At 36.8% G+C, this 21,214-nt stretch carries 19 protein-coding genes and 1 tRNA gene; 14 read left to right on the top strand and 6 right to left on the bottom strand.

Annotation, left to right across the window (positions count from 1 at the left end):
- Window positions 1–10 precede the first annotated feature (10 nt).
- Window positions 11–922 (top strand): recombination-associated protein RdgC, encoded by a 912-nt coding sequence (locus TASI_RS04070; protein WP_014111494.1) that lies wholly within the window; start codon window positions 11–13, stop codon window positions 920–922.
- Window positions 903–1,409 (top strand): hypothetical protein, encoded by a 507-nt coding sequence (locus tag TASI_RS04065; protein ID WP_228359728.1) that lies wholly within the window; start codon window positions 903–905, stop codon window positions 1,407–1,409. The genes TASI_RS04070 and TASI_RS04065 overlap by 20 nt, the downstream gene beginning before the upstream one ends.
- Here TASI_RS04065 and uvrB read toward each other — a convergent pair.
- Window positions 1,401–3,413, bottom strand: a complete 2,013-nt coding sequence (gene uvrB, locus TASI_RS04060; RefSeq protein ID WP_014111492.1) for an excinuclease ABC subunit UvrB — start codon at window positions 3,411–3,413, stop codon at window positions 1,401–1,403. The genes TASI_RS04065 and uvrB overlap by 9 nt on opposite strands.
- Window positions 3,414–3,489: 76 nt before the next feature.
- Here uvrB and TASI_RS04055 point away from each other — a divergent pair, with 76 nt between their 5' ends.
- Window positions 3,490–4,686: an amino acid aminotransferase gene (locus tag TASI_RS04055; RefSeq protein WP_014111491.1), complete on the top strand. Its 1,197-nt coding sequence runs from the start codon at window positions 3,490–3,492 to the stop codon at window positions 4,684–4,686.
- Window positions 4,687–4,791: 105 nt separating this feature from the next.
- On the top strand, window positions 4,792–5,493 hold the full coding sequence (lexA, locus tag TASI_RS04050) for a transcriptional repressor LexA (protein ID WP_014111490.1): 702 nt from the start codon (window positions 4,792–4,794) through the stop codon (window positions 5,491–5,493).
- Window positions 5,494–5,527: 34 nt separating this feature from the next.
- On the opposite strand, the gene TASI_RS04045 is transcribed toward lexA, so the two are convergent.
- The 3 genes from TASI_RS04045 to TASI_RS04035 all read right to left on the bottom strand — a co-directional run bounded on the left by TASI_RS04045 (window position 5,528) and on the right by TASI_RS04035 (window position 9,886).
- Entirely contained in the window at window positions 5,528–8,137 is a 2,610-nt protein-coding gene (locus tag TASI_RS04045) for a TRAP transporter permease (protein WP_014111489.1), read from the bottom strand.
- An 88-nt stretch (window positions 8,138–8,225) separates the two neighbouring features.
- Window positions 8,226–9,206, bottom strand: a complete 981-nt coding sequence (locus TASI_RS04040; RefSeq protein WP_014111488.1) for a TAXI family TRAP transporter solute-binding subunit — start codon at window positions 9,204–9,206, stop codon at window positions 8,226–8,228.
- A gap of 83 nt (window positions 9,207–9,289) precedes the next feature.
- Window positions 9,290–9,886 (bottom strand): transglycosylase SLT domain-containing protein, encoded by a 597-nt coding sequence (locus tag TASI_RS04035; RefSeq protein WP_014111487.1) that lies wholly within the window; start codon window positions 9,884–9,886, stop codon window positions 9,290–9,292.
- Between the two features lie 54 nt (window positions 9,887–9,940).
- Between TASI_RS04035 and TASI_RS04030 the strand changes: the two genes are divergently transcribed.
- The 10 genes from TASI_RS04030 to TASI_RS03985 all read left to right on the top strand — a co-directional run bounded on the left by TASI_RS04030 (window position 9,941) and on the right by TASI_RS03985 (window position 19,517).
- Complete coding sequence (locus tag TASI_RS04030; protein WP_014111486.1) at window positions 9,941–11,104, top strand: AI-2E family transporter; 1,164 nt, start codon at window positions 9,941–9,943, stop codon at window positions 11,102–11,104.
- 98 nt (window positions 11,105–11,202) lie between these two features.
- Window positions 11,203–11,287: transfer RNA gene (locus tag TASI_RS04025), tRNA-Leu, on the top strand.
- 218 nt (window positions 11,288–11,505) lie between these two features.
- Window positions 11,506–12,390 (top strand): DUF3298 domain-containing protein, encoded by an 885-nt coding sequence (locus TASI_RS04020; RefSeq protein WP_014111485.1) that lies wholly within the window; start codon window positions 11,506–11,508, stop codon window positions 12,388–12,390.
- Window positions 12,391–12,392: 2 nt separating this feature from the next.
- Window positions 12,393–12,845, top strand: a complete 453-nt coding sequence (locus TASI_RS04015) for a hypothetical protein (RefSeq protein WP_028883744.1) — start codon at window positions 12,393–12,395, stop codon at window positions 12,843–12,845.
- A gap of 10 nt (window positions 12,846–12,855) precedes the next feature.
- A complete protein-coding gene (locus tag TASI_RS04010) occupies window positions 12,856–13,854 on the top strand; it encodes a hypothetical protein (RefSeq protein ID WP_014111484.1) in 999 nt (332 codons plus the stop codon).
- 16 nt (window positions 13,855–13,870) lie between these two features.
- Entirely contained in the window at window positions 13,871–14,644 is a 774-nt protein-coding gene (locus TASI_RS04005) for an acetoin reductase (RefSeq protein ID WP_014111483.1), read from the top strand.
- Between the two features lie 94 nt (window positions 14,645–14,738).
- A complete protein-coding gene (gene dapD, locus TASI_RS04000; protein WP_014111482.1) occupies window positions 14,739–15,554 on the top strand; it encodes a 2,3,4,5-tetrahydropyridine-2,6-dicarboxylate N-succinyltransferase in 816 nt (271 codons plus the stop codon).
- 3 nt (window positions 15,555–15,557) lie between these two features.
- On the top strand, window positions 15,558–16,703 hold the full coding sequence (gene dapE / locus TASI_RS03995) for a succinyl-diaminopimelate desuccinylase (RefSeq protein WP_014111481.1): 1,146 nt from the start codon (window positions 15,558–15,560) through the stop codon (window positions 16,701–16,703).
- Window positions 16,703–17,620 (top strand): 50S ribosomal protein L3 N(5)-glutamine methyltransferase, encoded by a 918-nt coding sequence (prmB, locus tag TASI_RS03990; RefSeq protein ID WP_014111480.1) that lies wholly within the window; start codon window positions 16,703–16,705, stop codon window positions 17,618–17,620. Before dapE ends, prmB begins: the two co-directional genes overlap by 1 nt.
- Window positions 17,604–19,517, top strand: a complete 1,914-nt coding sequence (locus TASI_RS03985; protein ID WP_014111479.1) for an ABC-F family ATP-binding cassette domain-containing protein — start codon at window positions 17,604–17,606, stop codon at window positions 19,515–19,517. Before prmB ends, TASI_RS03985 begins: the two co-directional genes overlap by 17 nt.
- Here the strand turns inward: TASI_RS03985 and TASI_RS03980 are convergent.
- Together TASI_RS03980 and TASI_RS03975 are read right to left on the bottom strand one after the other, a co-directional pair.
- Window positions 19,506–20,291: an ABC transporter ATP-binding protein gene (locus TASI_RS03980; RefSeq protein WP_014111478.1), complete on the bottom strand. Its 786-nt coding sequence runs from the start codon at window positions 20,289–20,291 to the stop codon at window positions 19,506–19,508. The genes TASI_RS03985 and TASI_RS03980 overlap by 12 nt on opposite strands.
- Entirely contained in the window at window positions 20,284–21,213 is a 930-nt protein-coding gene (locus TASI_RS03975; protein ID WP_014111477.1) for an ABC transporter permease, read from the bottom strand. Before TASI_RS03975 ends, TASI_RS03980 begins: the two co-directional genes overlap by 8 nt.
- Window position 21,214: the final 1 nt, after the last annotated feature.

The raw sequence follows: 21,214 nt of genomic DNA, 5'->3' as shown, positions 1-21,214 counted from the left end.
GCTAAAGTTAATGATTTTTAAAAATTTAAAATTATATAAATTAAACCCCAATTGGACACCATCAGCAAAGCAATTACATAAGGATTTAAAAGCTTTTGCTTTCGTTGAATCAAATTTTTCTGATTCAGGATTGGCGAATGTAGGTTGGGAAAAAGTTCACGATGAATATGAATCAGATCATGAACTCGTACTTGAGATAGGCTCTCATCTTATTGCCAAATTTAAGTATGAAAAGAAATTATTGCCAGCTGCAGTAATTAACCAATATACAAAAGAAAAGGCTCAAGAAATAGAAGATCAACAAGGCTTTAAACTATCTAAAAAGAAACTTAAAGAATTAAAAGAAAGCGTCACAGACAAGCTAAGACCCAAAGCATTTAGTGTATTCAAAGAGGTTTTAGTTGTTTTCGATATAGAAAATTCTATATTTTGGATGGATACATCCTCTACTTCACTTGCAGATGATATAGTCACACTACTATCGAAGTGCACGAATCCATTGCCACTATCAAATTTTCAGACAGCCATTTCACCCACTACAGCTATGACAAAATGGGTGGTCGAAGGGGCTCCATCTCCATTTAGCACTGAACAAGATACAGAATTGAAAGGCATTTTGGACAGCAAAGTTTCTATTAAATATGCAAATCACTCACCTGATATAGCTGAAGTTAGAAATCATCTAAATAATGGAAAGATTTGCACGAGATTGTCATTAAATTGGGACGATAAAATTATCTTCACTCTTAATGAATCGCTTGATATTAAAAAAATCACTGTTTTAAATATTAAGAATGACTTAGAGGAAACAGATGATAAATATGAGCTTTTCTTAAGTGAGATTGCACTTATGGTTTCTGAATTATCTAATATGATCAATGATCTATCTTTGGCTTTAAGCGATGAGCACAATGAAGCTTAGAAAAGAATCCAAAATCGCCTTAGTTATTATTTTTATAGTGACGGGGACTCTATTTTTTAGTGCCCGTCCGCCTGATAATTCTAAGGAGGATATTCTTACATCTAATTTATCCAATAAAACAGGTTCTAAAGACCTGAATGGTACAAAGAGTACAGATCTTAAGAAATCTCTTACCAATGTGACGGAGACATTTTTTCTTAGCGATGAAGAATATAAATTTAGAGGGTTTATTCAGGGAATAAGTTACTCAAGTTTCAGTTTCTATATGAATTTTAATGAAGCAGTACAATTGAAGCTGACAGCTCATAAGGATTTAGAGATGATGATTTATGGCTCCAAAGCTTACACACTTAAAAATACGGATAAATTTGTAGCTCCTGAAGCGGGCATATATGAACTAAGAGTGTTCTTTAAACCAAATATTGAATTTAATTTATCCTCTGATAGATATGAAGAATTCAGTTTAAATATTAAAAAATTAAAGTAATAAATATCGCTCTTTCAATTTATTTAACTGATCTCTAGCCTTGGCTGCCTGCTCAAACTCTAGATTCCGTGCATGCTCGAGCATTTGTTTTTCAAGTTTTTTGATTTCTGCAGATAGTTTTTTCTCATCTTTCAGAAGCTCAGACATATCAATTGTTTCGTTCATCTCCTCTACTGAATCATGAAGAACACCATCGATAATATCTTTAACCGCTTTTTTAATAGATTGAGGAGTGATTCCATGAGCTTCGTTATATGTAATTTGCTTATTTCTTCTTCGTTCAGTTTCTTCAATGGCCTTTTTCATGGAATCTGTAACCTTATCCGCATAAAGGATAGCTTTCCCATTTATATTTCTAGCTGCACGACCAATAGTTTGAATGAGACTTCTCTCTGACCGTAAAAATCCTTCCTTATCGGCGTCTAATATTGCCACTAAAGAGACTTCAGGAATATCCAAGCCTTCACGAAGTAAATTAATACCTACCAGCACATCGAATACACCTAATCTCAAATCACGTATTATCTCTACACGCTCCACTGTATCGATATCACTATGCAAATATCTAACCTTTAAGAAATTTTCAGATAAATATTCTGTTAAATCCTCTGCCATTCTTTTGGTTAAGGTAGTGACCAACACCCTCTCCCCTTTGGCAATGCATTTCTTAGCTTCACCCAATAAATCATCGACCTGTGTGAGTGCTGGTCTAATTTCTACAGTTGGGTCAACAAGGCCAGTCGGCCTAACGACTTGCTCCACAATATTATCCGAGCGTTCCAACTCATATTCTGCAGGTGTAGCGGAAACGAAAATTGATTGCTTCATGCGAGATTCAAATTCATCCATTTTTAGTGGTCGATTATCCATGGCCGATGGTAAACGAAATCCAAATTGCACTAATGTAGCTTTTCTAGAGTGATCTCCTCGATACATACCGCGCAATTGCCCCATCATTACATGGCTCTCATCAAAAAACATCAAAGCATCTTCAGGCAAGTAATCAATTAATGTTGGTGGCGGATCTCCTGCTTTAGCTCCCGAAAGATGACGCGAGTAATTTTCGATTCCCTTGCAAAAACCTAATTCATGAAGCATTTCTAAATCGAATCTTGTTCTTTGTTCAATTCTTTGAGCATATACAAGTTCGCCTCTATCCATAAATTCTTTTACTCTGTCTTTAAGTTCAGCTTTTATGCTTTCAATTGCCCTGAGAACCGTTGATCTCGGAGTCACATAAAGAGAACACGGGTAAAGAGTAAAGCGAATAATATTTTGCCGAATTTTCCCAGTTAATGGGTCAAAAAGCTCAAGTTTCTCAAGTTCTTCATCGAACAAAGTTATTCTAAGAGCTAATTCAGGGCTTTCTGAAGGAAATATATCAATTAAATCTCCTCGCACTCTAAAATGTCCACGAGAGAATTCCATATCATTTCTCTCGTATTGCATAGATACAAGTCTCTCTAAAATAGTCTCACGCGAAATCTTATCTCCTGTTCTGAGAATTAGGACCATAGCTTGATAATCAGTTGGATCGCCAATACCGTATATAGTTGACACTGTTCCAACTATTATCGTGTCCCTTCTCTCAATCAGACTTTTAGCAGCTGAGAGGCGCATCTGCTCAATATGTTCATTGATATTTGAATCTTTCTCTATAAATAAATCTCGGTTTGGAACATAAGCCTCTGGCTGGTAATAATCATAGTAAGAAACAAAGTATTCAACCGCATTTTTTGGGAAAAATTCACGCATTTCGGCATAAAGCTGAGCCGCTAGCGTTTTGTTGTGAGCAAGAATTAATGCTGGTCTTCCAAGTTGGGCGATCACATTTGCCATTGTGAAAGTTTTTCCACTCCCTGTTACCCCAAGCAAGGTTTGATGCATTAGACCATCACGTACGCCTTGTACAAGACTTTTTATGGCCTCTGGCTGATCTCCTGATGGTTCCCATGATTGATGTAGAAGAAAGGGACTGTTGGGATATTGAATAACTTCAGACATTAATGTGGCAATGCTTATGTAAATATAAACTTTTTATTTTATACTTAGTAATCAATAATTAAAAAATTTTCAATAAATGTCTAAATTATTTACAAAAATAGAGCTAGCCCCGAGTGACCCTATTTTGGGGCTTACTGACTTATATAGGGCCGATCAAAATTCAAAAAAAGTTAATCTAGGTGTTGGGGTTTATTACGATGAAAACGGTAATATACCTATTTTTAAAGCTGTAAAAATTGCTGAAGAAAGATTTATAGAATCTCACAAACCATTTGCATATCGAGCTATGAATGGGACACCAGATTACACAAATGCCGTTAAGAAACTGATTCTTGGCGAAGAACTTTATGATTCTAAAAATAAGCTATGCTGCACTATCCAAACCTTAGCAGGAACTGGTGCTTTGATGCTTGCGGCTCATTTTTTGTATAAACTTACTCCCTCTTCTACTATTTATGTATCCAAACCTACTTGGGCCAATCACAAAACTATCTTTCAACTAGCTGGATTTAAGGTTGAGGAATATCCTTATTACAACGATCAAACCATGGATTTAGATTTTGAATCCATGATCAATAAATTAAAAGAGCTAGAGGAAAAAAGCATTGTAGTGCTTCACACATGTTGCCACAATCCTACTGGCGTAGACCCTAGCATTGAGCAGTGGGAGCAGATTGCTGAGGTTATTAAATCTAAAAATTTAATACCTATTCTAGATACAGCTTATCAAGGCTTCGGTGATGGTTTAGAAGAAGATGCAAAAGCTATTCGAATCTTTGCTAAACATGGAATTGAAGTTCTCGTTACCACTTCATTCTCAAAAATATTTTCTCTATACGGTGAACGCGTAGGTGCACTAACCATTTTCTGTTCAGATGAATCTGAAGTTGAACCTGTTTTAAGCCAAGTAAAGGTCCTAATCAGATCTCTTTACTCTAATCCACCTACCTTTGGGGCTACTTTAGTATCTACTGTCTTAAACGACCCCGAGCTTAATAAAATGTGGAGAGTTGAATTAGAGTCTATGAGACAGCGAATTCTTAACGTTCGCAAATCACTGGCTTCAAAAGTTATGGAGGCTGGATCTAGTCGATCTTATGATTTTGTAGTTAAACAAAAAGGTATGTTTTCTTACACTGGTTTAGATAAGGAAAAAGTTGCAAAACTTAAAGATCAAGATCATATATATATTGTTGGATCTGGACGCATATGCGTTGCCGCCATCAATGACTCTAATATCGATTATGTCGCAAATGCTTTGGCTAAAGCCTAGATTGATTATCGTTATTTGAATAAAAGGCCTCTTGTAGGCCTTTTTTATTGACTATTATGGTGTATGAATTTACAATATGTTAGTAAATACACTATAGGGTTGTATATGAGCATTAAACTTACTTCTAGACAGCTTGATGTACTAAATCTAATACATTCTTTTATTAAGAAACACGGTTTTCCTCCAACTAGAGCTGAAATCTCTGCTGCTTTAGGGTTTAATTCTCTTAATTCAGCCGAGATGCATATTAAGGCTTTAGTTAAAAAAGGTGCTTTAATTACCTTGCCTGGGGCTTCTAGAGGTTTAAAAATTAATCCTGAATTTATTTTTAATAAAGAAGATGCTGTTATGTCTTCGACTAGGTCTGATATAGAAGATGAACGCTTAAATTTCGAAGATTCTATCGCTTCAAATGATCTATTAAATCTTCCCTTAGTCGGACGTGTCGCAGCAGGAAATCCAATAGAGGCTATTGAACATCATGAGGATCAAATAATTATTAACTCATCTGTGTTTTCTCAAACTCCAGATTATTTACTTAGAGTGAGGGGCGATAGCATGATAGAAATAGGAATTATGGAGGGTGACTTACTTGCTGTTAAAAAAGTGCAAGACGCCCATAATAATGAAATTGTTGTGGCTAGACTTGACGGTGAGGTTACGGTTAAAAGATTGCACAAATTAAAAGACCGTATTGAACTTATTCCAGAAAATTCTTCTTATTCTGTTATAAAAGTTAGTCCCGAACAAGATTTTAAAATTGAAGGATTGGCAGTTGGGTTAATCAGAAATCATGTTCTGATTTAAATTAAGGGGGTGAAATTAATACACCCCCTTAATTCTATTTTTTGCTTACTAAAACGCCCTGCTTACGACCTCTCCTACCTTGAATCCACCAAACCAATCCTATAAGTAAGAATGCTGGTATAAACATAATAGCGACATTCGGTCTATTTCTATTTGGAACCATAAGTTCAACTATATCCCACTGATTTTCCCAACGGGCCTTAGAAGCTTGGGAACCAAATTTAACTTGAGTTACTTGAACTTGATCTCCCAAAGGCATTAATGTTAAGCCTGCTCTGCGTAATTTCTCTTTACCGATTTGAACTTCATTTTTGCCTTCGGTGTTTTCTAAATCCTTAAGATTGACGGAGACAAGTTTTGTTAAATCATCTCCTTCAAGTGTCATGCCTTGAATTTTAGCTACAAATCGACCATTATCGGGTACTTGAGCTGCTACCTTATAAACATCAGCCAAGGGTTTCACTTCGTATTCTGGATACATTCTATTTAGATACCAATCAGGTCTAAACATCATAAATGCTGCAATTAATAAGATGAGAGATTCTAGTAAGGTACTCTTAACTCTAAAGAACAACATAGTTGAAGCTGCGAATATCATTGAAGCAACAATTGCACCAAATATGACAATCACTAAATTGAGAGTAGAATCAACCCCTATTAGTAGTAGCATAGGATTAAAAACAAAAATAAATGGCAATATAGCTGTACGCATCGCATACACTACGCCCTGAACCCCTGTTTTAATAGGATCTTCACCCGAAATGGCGGCCGCAGCAAATGTAGCCAAGCCCACAGGTGGGGTTATATCGGCCATAATCCCAAAATAAAACACAAAAAAGTGTACGGCAATTAATGGAATTATCAGATCATTTTGTGCACCTAGTTCTACCACTACAGGGGCCATCAATGTAGCCATTAGAATGTAGTTTGCTGTTGTGGGCATACCAAGGCCAAGAACCAGACATACAAATGCAGTAAAGAACAACATTATTAAGACATTTCCCATTGAAACAAGCTCTACAAAAGCTGTCATTCGAAGTCCTAGACCAGTAAGAGTAATTGCACCTACAATAAGACCAGCCGTTCCGCAGGCGATGGCAATGCCTATCATATTTCTAGCACCCTCTTCTAATCCTTGAACAGTTTCTATATATCCTTTATTAATTGCACCAGAGAGGTTTTCTTTTCTAAATAAGGACATAAGAGGTCTTTGAGTTAGCATTAAAACAATTAAAGATATAACCGCATAGAAAGCTGAAAGGCCTGCTGAAAGCATTTCAATACTCAGACACCATACTAAAATAGCTATTGGAATTAGATAAAACAAACCTGCCCTAACAGTAGGCCAAGTTTCAGGCTTAACAGGGCTGGTAATATTAATATCATTTGGTAGGTCTTCGTATTTTGATGCTACAAAAACTAGGCCTAAATATAAAGCGAGTAATAAGCCAACTAAAATCCAAATAGCTGCATCACCAGCAATAGCTTGAACACCAGTACCTATGTAATAGAACGCCCCCATAACCGCAAGGGTACCAGATATACCAATAAGGTAGCTAATTAGCTTTTGAGAAAAAGTGCGATTCTGGTTAGCTGCCATCATAGGCTGTATTCCAAGCTTAAGTGCTTCAAGATGAACTATATAAAACAAGGAAATATAGGAAATAGTTGCGGGAAGGAATGCGTTTTTAATAATTTCCGTATATGGTACGCCGACATATTCAATCATAAGGAATGCAGCTGCACCCATAACTGGAGGCATAATTTGACCATTAACGGAAGATGAAGTTTCAATCGCACCTGCTCTTACGCCGCCATAACCAGCCTTCTTCATTAGCGGTATAGTGAAAATTCCGCCAGTTACTACATTTGCTACTGAAGAAGCAGAAACGATTCCGTTTACTGCTGAAGATACTACGGCTACTTTTGCTGGACCACCTCTTAAATGACCTAACATCGCAAATGAGACTTGCATTAAATAATTCCCTGCTCCACATTTATCTAATAATGAACCTAAGAGAACAAAAATGAAAATATATGATGTTGATACACCAAGAGCAACGCCGAAAACTCCTTCTGTTTCAAGCCACATATGAGCGACTAAACGATTAATAGATGCTCCTTTATGTGAGAGAACGTCAGGAAAATAAGGGCCTAAAAAAACATAGGTCAGCATAACTATACCAAGAATGGTCATAGGCCAACCTAAAGCTCGTCTAGTAATTTCTAAAAGAAGTAAAACACCTAGAGTTCCAGCAAAAATATCCAATGTAGTAGGTATCCCAGGTCTTGTAGAAAGTTCTTGATAGAAGAGATATAAATAAGCTCCACAGAATCCTGCTAATAAGGCTAGTATCCAATCATATGCTGGCATCTTATGGGAGTGATTTTTTCCTAGGGGATAAGCCAAAAAGCCTAAAAACATAGCAAAGCCTAAGTGAATTGATCTGGCTTCTGTGTCGTTAAAAATTCCGAAGTTAAATTCAAAAGGTAAGGGAGACGCAATCCATAATTGGAATAAGGTCCAAAGTAATGCACCAATGGCTAATACATGCCTTGCAGCACCTTCAACTTTTCTTCCACCACGGTCGACATCAGCGACCATTTTCTCCAATTCAGCTAATTTTTTTGCGTCCGTAACCATATAAGTCCTAATAATAATTATGAACAAACCGCCAAGACCTGTGTCTTTAGCGGTTTGATTGAAAAAAATTTGAAAAAAAGTTTAAAAATTATTTGATTAAACCGATTTCTTTATAGTATTTTTCAGCACCTGGGTGAAGTGGAGTAGTAACACCGTTTGTAATCATACCTTCTTTTGTAAGATTAGCTAAAGCTGGATGAAGTTTTTTGAAATCATCGAAGTTTTCAAATACTGCCTTAACGATTTTGTAAATTGTTTCTTCATCAGTTTTTGCTGAAGCCACTACAAGAGCGGTAACACCATAAGTATCTGTTGCTTCGTTTCCTGAATAAATACCAGCTGGAATTTGAACTTTTGCGTAGTAAGGGAATTTGGCAACGATTTTGTCTACTACTTCACCAGTAAGTGGCATTAGTTTAGCACCACATGTGGTGATTGGATCTTGAATATTAGCTGATGGATGTCCAACACCGTAGATGAAGCCGTCAATCTTACCGTCACATAGAGCTGTGCCATGTTCGTCAGCTTTTAATTCAGATGCAACTGAGAAATATGATTTGTCAGTACCAAGTTCAGTTAAATACTGTTCCAAAGATGCACGGTTACCAGAACCTGGGTTTCCTATATTAAAACGTTTGCCTTTAAGGTCTTCAAAACCTTTAACCCCAGAATCTTTAGAAACTACGATAGTTAACGGTTCAGGATGCAGAGCAAATACCGTTCTTAAATCTTGATATGGACCAGCTTCTTTAAAGTTAGCCTCTCCTTTGTATGAGTTGTAAGCTACGTCAGATTGAGCAAAGCCTAAATCCAACTCACCTGCTTTGATAGTGTTTACATTGAAAACAGAAGCTCCTGTAGATTCAACTGAGCAACGGATACCATGATCTTTGCGATCTTTATTAACGATACGGCAGATAGCTCCACCTGCAGCATAATAAACTCCAGTAACACCCCCAGTACCTATACTAACGAATTTCTGTTCAGCTGCTGAAGCTGGAGATACAGTAAATGCAGATAGTAACGCAGCAGTTCCTACAGCTAAGGATAATTTTTTAAGGATTTTCATAGTAACACCTATCTATGTAATTAAAAATTGTCTATATATATAACAAATATAGGTTACAGAATGAAATAGGAATATCCCTAAGATTATTCCCTACACAATAAATATTGGGAACCATAAAGTTCGGCCCTGGAAGCAACTTTATTAGCTATATTTTTTAACCATTCCTTATTTTCAAATGTGCCTCTTGAAAAGCCTCCCCACCCTTCATGATAATTCAGATATTGATTATATGTATCCCATCGTCCAACGGCATTTACTTTGTAAGTTTTAGCCATATACCAACCAATAAAATCTACAGCATCATGAAAAACATCTCGCTTTGCTCCACTATTCCCTGTTTCTCTAATATAGTCTCTCCAGACATCATCTTTTGCTTGAGGATAACCGTAGGCGTCGCTTGGCCTGCCTAAAGGAACAAAACCTAATGCCCATCTTTTAGCTGGTCTAGCATTGTGAATAAATTTAGATTCTTGATAAATGATAGCCATAACGATTTGCGGAGGTGCTTGCCATTTATCTTTTGCTTGAATTAAAGATTTTCGCCATTCGGGTTTTTCAGTTAGTATCGAACACATATCATTTGAATTGGATGGAGGATTAGTGCTAACAACATTTCTGGAGGCACATGCACTAATCACAAAAACAATAACAAATGATAAAAATTTGTAAAAATTTATCATCTCAGTTCTTATATTATTTGTATAATCAGATTATTTTATTCTTAAGGAAAGGTAATGCAAAGTAAAAACCGAGTATTTTATGGCTTTTATATGGGGTTCCTCCTTTTAGTGACCATAGGCTTTATTTATATTCTAAGTCCATATTTCTCGGCACTTTTTTGGGCAGTTATTTTTGCAGTTTTATTTAGGCCAATTTATTTAAAATTACTTAATAAAATGCCGAAAAGGAAAAACATATCAGCTCTACTTACATTGATATTAGCGATTCTTTTAGGAATAATTCCTATAAGTATCATTGCCACTTCTCTTACTACTCAAGCTGTTGATTTATATGAGCAGATAGAATCAGGGAAATTAAATATTGGTGAATATTTAGATTTAGTTTATAACAATTTGCCATCGCCTATTCATTCTTTCCTTGAGCGATTCCATATCACAAGTGAGTTCAGCTTCAAAGAGAAGCTTTTGCAACTATTTAATCAAGGCTCTAAATTTATGGCTACTGAGTTAGTGAACATATCTCAAAACACGTTCACTTTCATTATGGATTTGGGCATTATGCTTTATTTAATGTATTTCTTTATTAGAGACGGTGAATCCATAAAGGAATATATAAAAAGATTCATACCTTTAAGTGGCAATCACAAAATCAAACTTTTCAGTAAATTTTTGACTGTTGTGAGAGCAACTGTAAAAGGCAATATGCTTGTGGCTATAGCTCAAGGTGCGTTAGGAGGGATTATTTTTGCCATTCTTGGTATTCCATCACCTATTTTATGGGGTGTAATCATGGCATTCCTTTCTCTACTTCCTGCTATTGGTGCCGCTTTAGTTTGGTTACCAGTTGCTATTTATCTATTAGTATCAGGATCTACTATTGAAGGTATTATTATGATAGTTTGGGGCGTGGTGGTTATTGGTATGTCTGATAACCTACTTAGACCTATATTAGTAGGTAAAGATACTAGATTACCCGACTATTTAATCCTAATAACCACTATTGGGGGCTTGGCTGTTTTTGGATTAAATGGATTTGTAATTGGCCCATTGCTAGCCGCCTTATTTATCACCTTTTGGGGAGAGCTTCCAAACGCCGTGGGTTTGCTCGAAGAGGACGACGTTGCTGCTATTGAAAGTAACCATGAAGAATATATTGCTCTTTCAGAAACTCACCCTGAAGAGACAGTTGAAGCATTAGAGAAGAAAATGGAAAAATAGTTCGTGTTTTAAAACAACTTCACAGCAAATATTTATCAATCACCCTGTAATGTATTTGAAACTTTAATAATTGTGGTGTAGAATTATTTTCTTTATTAGCGAGCGTGGCGGAATTGGTAGACGCACTGGATTTAGGTTCCAGCGCCGAGAGGTGTGAGAGTTCGAGTCTCTCCGTTCGCACCATAAATATCTTTGAGTGCTTGTGTTAAAGGCTTTTTTGGATACCTCTTTTTATATCTCTTATAGACCTCTTATACATCTATTAAACCATTCATTACCCTATAGCAGTTTCAAAGAATATAAAGAGTCCTTAAAGGACTCTTTTTTTGCTTTATTCAAAGATACAAACATATTTAATATAAGATTTGTAAAATTTAGTAAAAATAATTTTAGTAAATCTTATGTTCAGAAAATACAAAGGCATTGCCACCCTATTGCTATTGTTGTCACTATCTGCATGTGACGACATTAAACAAGCTTATAACCAAACCTTTCACCCCGAATCTGAGTCCCAAGTAAATTTAGAAGCTAAATATGCCGAAGCATTCGCTCGAGCTTCGGGACAAGCGATTCCAAACGAGGAAATTGAGCAAAATATATCTAAGGATGACCCTAGATATAAATCTCAGAAACCTAATCAGAGCGAAATCGATGAATTAGTAGCTCAAATCACTGAATTAAAGAACAAATACCCAATAGACAATAATTTTGATCACCAAAGATTAATCGAAAGAGTTAAATCTGCACCAAACCGAAATTATTTAGAACCCGTTGTAAAGGAAATTCAAAGAGAGATTAAAGCCCAGGAAAGTTCACCTTTAAATATGTCAGAAGCAGATTTAAAAAACATTCAATCAGATTTATTAAAAATGTTTGATGGGAAGACTCCTTTCGTATTAGATAACGATTATATTTATTTTTACTTCAATAGGATTCACTTAAGCTTAAACGACCCTGTAAATAAAGACTATGTTGACCGTTATAGTTATACTGATGGAGTCTGGACTAAAAATGAACCTGTTAAGTTATCTAAATATCATCTAGAAAGTCTAGCTAAAAGACGCATTCCCCTTACTGAAGTTGATTTTGCTGGATTAAGTAGATCAAGAGATTCTGCTTTAGTCAAAGCAAAAGAGGTAGAGGGTGGAAAACTTAGTGCCTCTACACGTGTGAAAGTCTACAAAGACAATTTTCAGGTATGGGAATGGGATATTGAAGGAGATCGTGGTGATTACGAATATAAAGTTAACCACGACGGTACAGGTGAAGTTTTTGATAGGCGTTAAACATGCAATACCCTATATATGAATATTTAATTTTCATCCTTAACTCTTATGTTTTTTTCGGCATTTCAGTTTTTGTCATTCTTCTAATAATTTTTTCTTTACTCTTTAGGCGTGCGGGATTTTATTTTGCTCTTATTACTACTGTTATACTTCTTGTAGCTAAAGCAATTCTTAGTCTCACAGAAATCAACCCAGTTCTAAACTTAACCAAAAAATACTTAATTCAAAATGGAGAAAGTTCTGTTGGGGTTTTCTATGAAATAAAATTCTCAGGTACAGTAATAAATGATGTGAGACTAGATGACTACTACATAATCTTTAAAACTAAAGACGGAAGGATAATAGATTCTAAAGTTCTAGAAACTGACTTGTCATATCAGCAAAGAAAACTATTTGTTAAACAGCCGTTGATATATCTAAGATTGGATCCGAATATATTTGTGTTAACTAATTAAGGGGATATTTATGTTTTTTTGGCGCTTATATATGGCGGTTTTTACTTTTATATTTCCCCTATTTTTTATTTATGCAGGTATTTGGAAAAGTTCAGCCCTGCACTCCACAATAGCTCTTGCAGTTGGAATTGTGTTGTGGCTAGGGTTTATTTATAAAGAGTTTAAAAGAGTAATTCTCAACCCTATTAAAGTAAATGCTGAAATAAAAAATATTTATAACAATACGCATCATACAATTGGTAAGGTGCTTAAAGTTTTTGACATCACCAAAGGATCTAAAATAAATAAGGCTTACTTATTTTCTTTCCCTAATTTTATTGGTACTCAAGTTAACGCCTACATAGACGATAAAGAAGGAAAATATAACTTTTACGAAGGGAAAAACATATCGTTACTTTTAAATAAAAGTGATAATCCACATGTTCCTTTTATAATTGATGATAATAATAGGGATGTTCCCAGTGCCATTAATATTAAGGGATTCATTTATCTAATCTTTATCGCAACCTATGCATTAGGTTTCTTTTTAGTATGTTATTTTTATTATTCAGAAAAAGATGGCTGGAGATTTCTATCACTGTGGCATCCGTGGGTGTGGGCTCCATTAATAGGGATTCTAGGCACATTTGTATTTAGTTTAGTAGATAGAACCATCGCTCGAGGTAGTAATTCTATTAAATCAAACAAAATTGCTCTTTATGGGAAAGTTGCTGATGGGGAAATAATTAATAGAGACCATACAGGGACAATTGTTATGAATGTTCCTTTGATGAAATTTGATGTTAAATTTAAAGATCAAAACGGAATAGAAAGACTTGTAACAATTAAAGAACTAGTTCCGTTTAACGACTTATATAAATTTGAGTTAGACAGGAGACCAGTACTTTATTTACCTGAAGATAGTACACAAGCTAAATTTATGCATATTGAAAAATACATGACCTCATATGCAAATAAAGAACCGAGTGCTGCTACTTTAAGCTATTTTGATTATATAACTAGTGATTAATTTATAGGAGAAACGTATGAATAAGAAAGTTGCTGTCGTTACAGGATCTGCGGTAGGATTGGGCAATGGCATTGCCACTCAGTTAGCAAAAGACGGATTTAAAGTTGTTTTGCATGATATTAATGAAGAGAATCTAAATAAGGCAAAAGCAGAATTTGATTCTCAAGGATTTGAATCCATAGCTGTTGTAGGAGATGTATCTAAGCGAGATGATCAATTCAGATTAGTAGATGAAGCTGTTAAAGCGTTTGGTCGCATCGACGTTTTCGTAAACAATGCTGGGGTTGAATCCGTGGAAGCATTCTTAGAGATTAAAGAAGAAGAGATTGATCGCGTATTTAATATAAATGTAAAAGGCGTTGTATTTGGCACTCAAGCGGCTGCAGAACAAATGAAAAAACAAGATGGCATAGGAAAAATTATTAATGCTTGCTCAATTGCAGGACATGAATCTTATGAAATGTTAAGCACCTATTGCGCCTCAAAATATGCAGTAAGATCTTTTACTCAATCTACTGCAAAAGAACTAGCTCAATACAATATTCGAGTAAATGCATATTGCCCTGGCGTAGCTGACACTCCAATGTGGGAGCGAATTGACCAAGCATTTGTAAATCATAAAGGATATGAACCTAAACAAGCGTGGAATGAGTTCACAGCTCCAATTTTGGCTGGCCGTCCTCAAGTACCACAGGATGTTGCGAATTTGGTTTCCTTTTTAGCATCTGAAAAATCAGATTACATTACAGGGCAAGCAATCCTAACTGACGGCGGAATGGTATTTAGATAATTCTAAGTAAATCCACCAAATCCCCCTTTGTACTTTAGTTCATAGGGGGAATTTTTGTTCATATATAATAGTTTAATTTTACATATCTCATCTCATGTCACCTCAAATAGAAGATTTAATAAACGAAGCTTGGGAAAATAAAAGCGAAATCAATCCAAATAATTCAGAGCTTACTGAAGTTGTTGAAACTGTTCTCGATGGTTTAGACAATGGCATTATTCGTGTAGCAGAGAAAACAGGTTCAGAATGGCATGTAAATCAGTGGGTTAAAAAAGCTGTTTTGCTTTCATTTAGACTTCGCGACAATAAAGTGATGAACGAAGTTCCATTACAGTTCTACGATAAAGTACCTCTAAAATTTGAACATTTCACATCTGAAGATTTTAAGAAGGCAGGATTTAGAGTGGTTCCGCCTGCTGTTGCTCGACGTGGTTCATTTATAGATAAAAACGTAGTGCTCATGCCCTCTTACGTAAATATTGGTTCTTACATAGGGGAAGGAACTATGGTCGATACTTGGGCAACTGTAGGGTCTTGTGCTCAAATCGGAAAAAATGTTCACTTATCTGGTGGCGTTGGGATTGGTGGCGTATTAGAGCCATTGCAAGCAAATCCCACAATAATTGAAGATAACTGTTTTATAGGTGCTCGATCTGAGATAGTAGAAGGTGTAATAGTTGAAGAGAATTCCGTATTAGCAATGGGAGTTTATCTGTCACAAAGTACAAAAATCTACAACAGAGAAACAGGCGAGATATCTTATGGACGAATTCCATCTGGATCCGTTGTAGTTCCAGGTAGCCTTCCAAGCAAAGACGGCACACATAGCTTAGCTTGTGCTGTAATAGTTAAAAGAGTGGATGCAAAAACTCGCTCTAAAACAAGTATTAACGATTTACTAAGAGATTAAATTATGGATTACAAAAACATTTCCACACTTGAGTTATTGAAAGAGTTAATTTCACGTGAATCGATATCGCCTAATGATGCAGGATGTCAGGATGTACTTGTAGAGCTACTCTCTGAGCACGGTTTCGTACCTGAGTTTATGCAATTTGGAGATGTTCGCAATCTTTGGATTCGTCGTGGAAGTCAAGCTCCGTTAGTAGTATTTGCAGGTCATACAGACGTGGTTCCTCCAGGACCGTCTGATTTGTGGGACTCTCCTCCTTTTGAACCTACCATACGGGATAACAAACTATATGGTCGTGGGGCTGCAGATATGAAAGGTGGAGTCGCAGCCAGTGCCATTGCCTGCCTTGAATTTGTAAAAGCTAATCCAAATCACAAAGGCTCTATAGCATTGTTGATTACTTCGGATGAAGAAAGTGTTGCAATTGATGGTACCGTTCGCGTTTGTGAGGAGCTTGAAAATCGCGGCGATGCAATTGATTACTGTATTGTTGCTGAACCCTCATGTGCAGAGCGTTTAGGTGACACTATTAAAATTGGTCGTAGAGGTTCTTTAGGTGCTACTTTAGCAGTTAAGGGTAAGCAAGGACATGTTGCCTACCCTCATAAAGTTAGAAACCCAATTCATTTATCTGCTCCAGCTATAGCTGAATTATGTGCTACTGAATGGGATAAAGGTAATAAATTCTTTCCACCTACCTCTTTTCAAATTTCTAACTATCGTGCAGGAACTGGTGCGGCGAACGTAGTGCCTGGATTAGCTCAGATAGAATTTAATTTTAGATTTTGCACTGAGAGCTCGCCTGAATCTCTCGAGACTCGTGTTGAAGATATTCTAAAAAAATATAATCTTGACTATGAGATTGAATGGATTCTTGGAGGCGAGCCATTTTTGACTGAAGCTGAGGATCTTACTAATGCGATGGTCGACTCTATCAAAGAAGTCACTGGAGTTGATGCTGAGTTAAGCACGACTGGGGGCACATCTGATGGACGTTTTATCGCTAAGATGAATCCCAAACCAAAAATTCTTGAATTTGGTGTGATAAATGCAAGCATTCATCAAATCAATGAACATGTGGATATTAATGACTTAGAGAAAAGCAAAGATATATACGTTAAAGTTTTAGAAAAACTTCTTGCATAATGACAAGCCTAAATCTCGACTCTTCCCACTTGAAGGATCTTAATAGTATTAGAGATCTCGTTAGATTTTGTGTCACCAAATTCGTAGAACACGATATTTTCCTTGGGCACGGAAATGATAACCCTACTGATGAAGCAATTCATCTGGTATTTGCAGCATTAAATCTTAATCCCACAGATATCGATTTATTCCTCGATGCTAAAGTACTAGAATCTGAGAAGCAAAAAATTTTAGAATATCTCCAAAAACGAGTGTCGGAGCGGATACCATTGCCATATATTACGGGGTTTGCGTGGCTTCAGGGTGTGAGATTTGAAGTTTCTCCCAATGTCCTTATCCCCCGCTCTTTTATCGCAGAGCTAATTGCGAGCGATCTTCTTGATCAGCAAATTATCGAAGAGGAGCCGCTACATATTCTTGATATGTGCACAGGTTCGGGGTGTTTGGGGATATTGGCAGCTATGGCTTTTCCAGAGGCATTTGTTGATTGTGTGGATATATCGAGCAGTGCCGTGGACATTGCCAAAAGAAATGCTAAATATCATCGCATCCAAAATATAGAAATTTTCGAGAGTGATTTGTTTGCCTTTGCCCCAAAGTATAAATACGATTTGGTTCTATGTAACCCACCCTATGTTAACGACGATTCTATGCAAAGACTTCCTATCGAATATCGTTCAGAACCCGCTCTAGCTCTAGCTGGTGGTCAAGATGGCATGGATATCGTTAGAAGATTTCTGAGTGAGGCACGTAATTATTTAAGTGCTGATGGCTCTATTATTCTTGAAATTGGCAATGAATACGTTAACTTCATCCGTGCGTTTCCAGATTTAAACCATGTGTGCTTAGAGACTCAAACTACCGTGGATAATGTCGTTCTCATCAATAGTCGCGACCTAAATGATTCAAGCCTCTAATTTAAGTTTAAGACGCTCAACTAAGCTTTTACTTGAAAATACATCCTTCACTATTAATCCTGAAGAGCGCGTTGGAATTCTTGGGAGAAATGGAGCTGGAAAGTCGAGTTTGTTTGCCCTTTTGCTTGGGCAGATTGATCAGGATAGCGGGGACATTGCCATCCCAAAAAATTGGCGTATAGCTCACGTAAAGCAAGATATTTTAGTCGGAAAGCAGTCAGCCACGGAATTTGTAATTGACGGTGATGTGAATCTTCGCTCTCTTCAAGCTCAACTTAAGGCTACGGACCCAAATGATGGTGTACGTTTATCCGAATTAGAGCTTGCTTTAGACGAAGCGGGACAATATACGGCTCAGTCTCGGGCTGAGCAATTATTGGCAGGGCTTGGGTTTCATCAAAGCGAGTGGACCAAGGCTATTGAAGAATTCTCAGGCGGCTGGCAGATGCGATTGGCATTGGCACGTGCACTTATGATGCCATCTGATTTACTTTTGTTAGATGAGCCAACAAACCATCTCGACTTAGATGCGATGCTCTGGCTTGAGCAATGGATTAAATCTTATGATGGCACAGTGATTGCTATTTCCCACGATATAGATTTTCTCAATTCAATCGCACAGGTAATTCTTAGCTTTGAAAATGGAAAATTAATCAGATATCGCGGGAATTATGACCAATATGTAGTTCAGAGAGCAGAAAAGCAAAAGCAACTTGCTTCAGCAATTGAGCGTCAAAAAAGGGAAAGCGAGAAACTGCAAAGCTTTATCGATCGCTTTAAAGCGAAGGCTACAAAAGCTAAACAAGCACAAAGCCGCGTAAAAGCTCTCGCCCGCATGCAAAAATTAGCTCCACTTCAGTTAGAAGGAGCGGTTCACATAACATTGCCAAACAATACAAACATGCCCGACCCTCTTCTTATTCTTGAAAATGCTAGTGCAGGATATGGAGAAACTTGTGTGCTGCATGATATAAATCTAATGCTTCGCGGGGGCGATAGAATTGGGATTCTCGGTGCTAATGGTGCGGGCAAGTCTACATTGGTGAAATCTCTTGTTGAGGAGTTGCCTCTGTTAGGCGGAAAACTCACTTCATCGAAGGGCGTGAAGATTGGCTATTTTGCACAGCATCAGCTTGATATGCTTGATGATAGTGCTTCTCCCCTATTACATATGCAGCGGATTGCTGGTGCGAGTGCGAGCGAGCAAGTGTTGCGGAATTATTTGGGGCAGTTTGCGTTTAGTGGGGATATGGTAAACGAGAGCATTGCCAACTTTTCTGGAGGCGAACGGGCTCGCCTGGCTTTGGCTTTAGTAGTATGGCAAAAGCCAAATCTGCTGGTGCTGGATGAGCCGAGCAATCACTTAGATATTACTACGAGAGAGGCTTTGGCTGCGGCTTTGGCTGAATTTGAGGGCAGTATGCTATTGGTATCGCATGATCGTCAATTGCTTAAAACATCGGTCGATAAATTTTGGATTGTTTTTGATGGCAATGTTTCCGAGTTCGACGGCGATCTGAGCGATTACGCAACTTGGCTACAAGATAAATCTCAATCGATTTCAAAAGAGAGTTCGTCGACAGCCTCAGCTGAAGTTGATAAAAAAACTCAAAAACGTCTTGAAGCAGAGGAGCGTCAAAGAAGATCGAGGCTTAAAAAGCCGCTTGAATCTAAGGCTGCTGAACTCGAAGCTTGTATATCCTCATTACAAGCGGAAATCGCTAAATACGATCAATTGATTGCTAGCGAGAGTTTTTATGAAGAATCAAATCGGACTCTTAGAATTAAAACTTTGGAAGACCATGCGTCAGCCACAAAAAAATTAGAAGAGTCCGAAAATAAGTGGATTGAAATATTAGGCCAACTAGAAGAAATCGAAAAAGGGCTAATTTCCTAGTTCTATCGATATATCTGCAAATAAGCCAACTATGTCATCTAGATGAAGACGTTTTTTATCCTCTCCACTTTTATCTAATACGATTTTTCCCTGATGCATCATAATTATGCGATCACCGTATGCAATCGCATATCTGAGATTATGAGTAACCATAAGAACAGAGCAATTCATTGTATCAACCAATTCTTGGGTAAGTTCCATAATCCTATCGGATGATTTAGGGTCCAATGCTGCTGTGTGCTCATCAAGTAAAACTAAACTAGCTTCAGTTAGTGAAGTCATAAACAATGCTAATGCTTGTCTTTGGCCTCCTGATAGATTACCTGTTTTTTGGTCTAAGTAATTTTCTAAACCCATGTTTAATTTTTTAAGGGATTCTGCAAAATAAGCTCTATCATTAGAATTAAAGCCAAGCCCCAAGCCGTAAAATTTTCCTTTATTTGCGGCTAAAGCTAAATTTTCTAAAACAGTCAAATTACCTGCAGTACCCATAGATGGATTTTGAAAAACTCGCCCCATGGTCTTATATCTTGAAGATTCAGAAATCTTATTAGTATCTCCCCTATCTGCGATTATGATTTTTCCAGAGTCGGGTTTTAATGAGCCAGATATTAGATTCAATAAGGTAGATTTACCAGATCCATTTGAGCCAATTATTGATATGAACTCCCCTCTTTTAGTGGTCAAATTAAAGTCGTTAAAAACTCTAACTTCATCAGGAGTACCTTTATGAAAGCTTTTATTTAAATTCTTAATCTCAAGAAAGTTAGACATCTTCTAATCTCCCTTTTGTACGAGAATTAATCTTTAAACTTTTCATAAGCGGAATACGTACTTGATCGCTCATTAATATCAACAAAAATAACAGTGCTCTAACCATATTTAGAAGGTAAGCAGGAGTACCTAAATTAATTGCTAGTGCCACTAAAGCTTTGTACACAATTGAGCCAAATATAACTTGCGTTGTTACTTTTAAAAATCTGATATTTGAAAAAATAACTAACCCAATTATGCATGAAGCTAAACCAGTGACCATAGCCCCAGTACCCATACTTATTTCAAAATAACCTTGTTGCTGCGATAAAACCGCACCAGATAATGCCACTAATGCATTAGCTAGGGAGAGCCCAATAATACGCATTGAACCAGGCTTAACAGCTAGTGATTTAACTATTTGTTCATTATCACCTGTTGCCCTAAGCAATAGACCAGCTTTGGTTCTAAAGTAGTAATCCAGTGCGAATTTAATAATCAAAACGATAATACCGACAACAGTAAGGATGAGCACGCTTCTATTGCCATCGAAAATAGATAAATTTGAAAGTGCACCCTTAAAAATTGTAGTCTTATCGAATATAGATTGATTTGCTCTACCCACAACTAATAAATTCACTGAGTAGAGCAAGGTCATAGTAATTATGCCCGCAAACAGTGCATTGATACGCAATTTTTCATGCAAGAACCCTGTAAATGCACCTGCAATAGCTCCCGCAAAAGTAGCTAAAACAAGTGCTGTCCAAGGATCAAGGCCTGACATAAGTGCCCAAGTTGATACAGCAGCACCAAATGGAAAACTACCATCTACAGATAAATCAGGAAAATTTAAGACCTTAAAACTTATGTAGATACCTAATGCAAGCAAAGAGTAGATTAAACCTTGCTCAAATATGTCAGAAAAAATTGCTAAATACTGCATT

The sequence above is a fragment of the Taylorella asinigenitalis MCE3 genome, assembly GCF_000226625.1.
GTDB lineage: Bacteria > Pseudomonadota > Gammaproteobacteria > Burkholderiales > Burkholderiaceae_B > Taylorella > Taylorella asinigenitalis.
This window is presented reverse-complemented; position numbering and strand designations above follow the sequence as displayed.

Bases quoted from the DNA above. Each gene is read 5' to 3' on its own strand.
- TASI_RS04070 (WP_014111494.1), top strand. From the start codon at position 11: ATGATTTTTAAAAATTTAAAATTATATAAATTAAACCCCAATTGGACA.
- TASI_RS04065 (WP_228359728.1), top strand. From the start codon at position 903: ATGAGCACAATGAAGCTTAGAAAAGAATCCAAAATCGCCTTAGTTATT.
- uvrB (WP_014111492.1), bottom strand. From the start codon at position 3,413: ATGTCTGAAGTTATTCAATATCCCAACAGTCCCTTTCTTCTACATCAA.
- TASI_RS04055 (WP_014111491.1), top strand. From the start codon at position 3,490: ATGTCTAAATTATTTACAAAAATAGAGCTAGCCCCGAGTGACCCTATT.
- lexA (WP_014111490.1), top strand. From the start codon at position 4,792: ATGAGCATTAAACTTACTTCTAGACAGCTTGATGTACTAAATCTAATA.
- TASI_RS04045 (WP_014111489.1), bottom strand. From the start codon at position 8,137: ATGGTTACGGACGCAAAAAAATTAGCTGAATTGGAGAAAATGGTCGCT.
- TASI_RS04040 (WP_014111488.1), bottom strand. From the start codon at position 9,206: ATGAAAATCCTTAAAAAATTATCCTTAGCTGTAGGAACTGCTGCGTTA.
- TASI_RS04035 (WP_014111487.1), bottom strand. From the start codon at position 9,886: ATGATAAATTTTTACAAATTTTTATCATTTGTTATTGTTTTTGTGATT.
- TASI_RS04030 (WP_014111486.1), top strand. From the start codon at position 9,941: ATGCAAAGTAAAAACCGAGTATTTTATGGCTTTTATATGGGGTTCCTC.
- TASI_RS04020 (WP_014111485.1), top strand. From the start codon at position 11,506: ATGTTCAGAAAATACAAAGGCATTGCCACCCTATTGCTATTGTTGTCA.
- TASI_RS04015 (WP_028883744.1), top strand. From the start codon at position 12,393: ATGCAATACCCTATATATGAATATTTAATTTTCATCCTTAACTCTTAT.
- TASI_RS04010 (WP_014111484.1), top strand. From the start codon at position 12,856: ATGTTTTTTTGGCGCTTATATATGGCGGTTTTTACTTTTATATTTCCC.
- TASI_RS04005 (WP_014111483.1), top strand. From the start codon at position 13,871: ATGAATAAGAAAGTTGCTGTCGTTACAGGATCTGCGGTAGGATTGGGC.
- dapD (WP_014111482.1), top strand. From the start codon at position 14,739: ATGTCACCTCAAATAGAAGATTTAATAAACGAAGCTTGGGAAAATAAA.
- dapE (WP_014111481.1), top strand. From the start codon at position 15,558: ATGGATTACAAAAACATTTCCACACTTGAGTTATTGAAAGAGTTAATT.
- prmB (WP_014111480.1), top strand. From the start codon at position 16,703: ATGACAAGCCTAAATCTCGACTCTTCCCACTTGAAGGATCTTAATAGT.
- TASI_RS03985 (WP_014111479.1), top strand. From the start codon at position 17,604: ATGATTCAAGCCTCTAATTTAAGTTTAAGACGCTCAACTAAGCTTTTA.
- TASI_RS03980 (WP_014111478.1), bottom strand. From the start codon at position 20,291: ATGTCTAACTTTCTTGAGATTAAGAATTTAAATAAAAGCTTTCATAAA.
- TASI_RS03975 (WP_014111477.1), bottom strand. From the start codon at position 21,213: ATGCAGTATTTAGCAATTTTTTCTGACATATTTGAGCAAGGTTTAATC.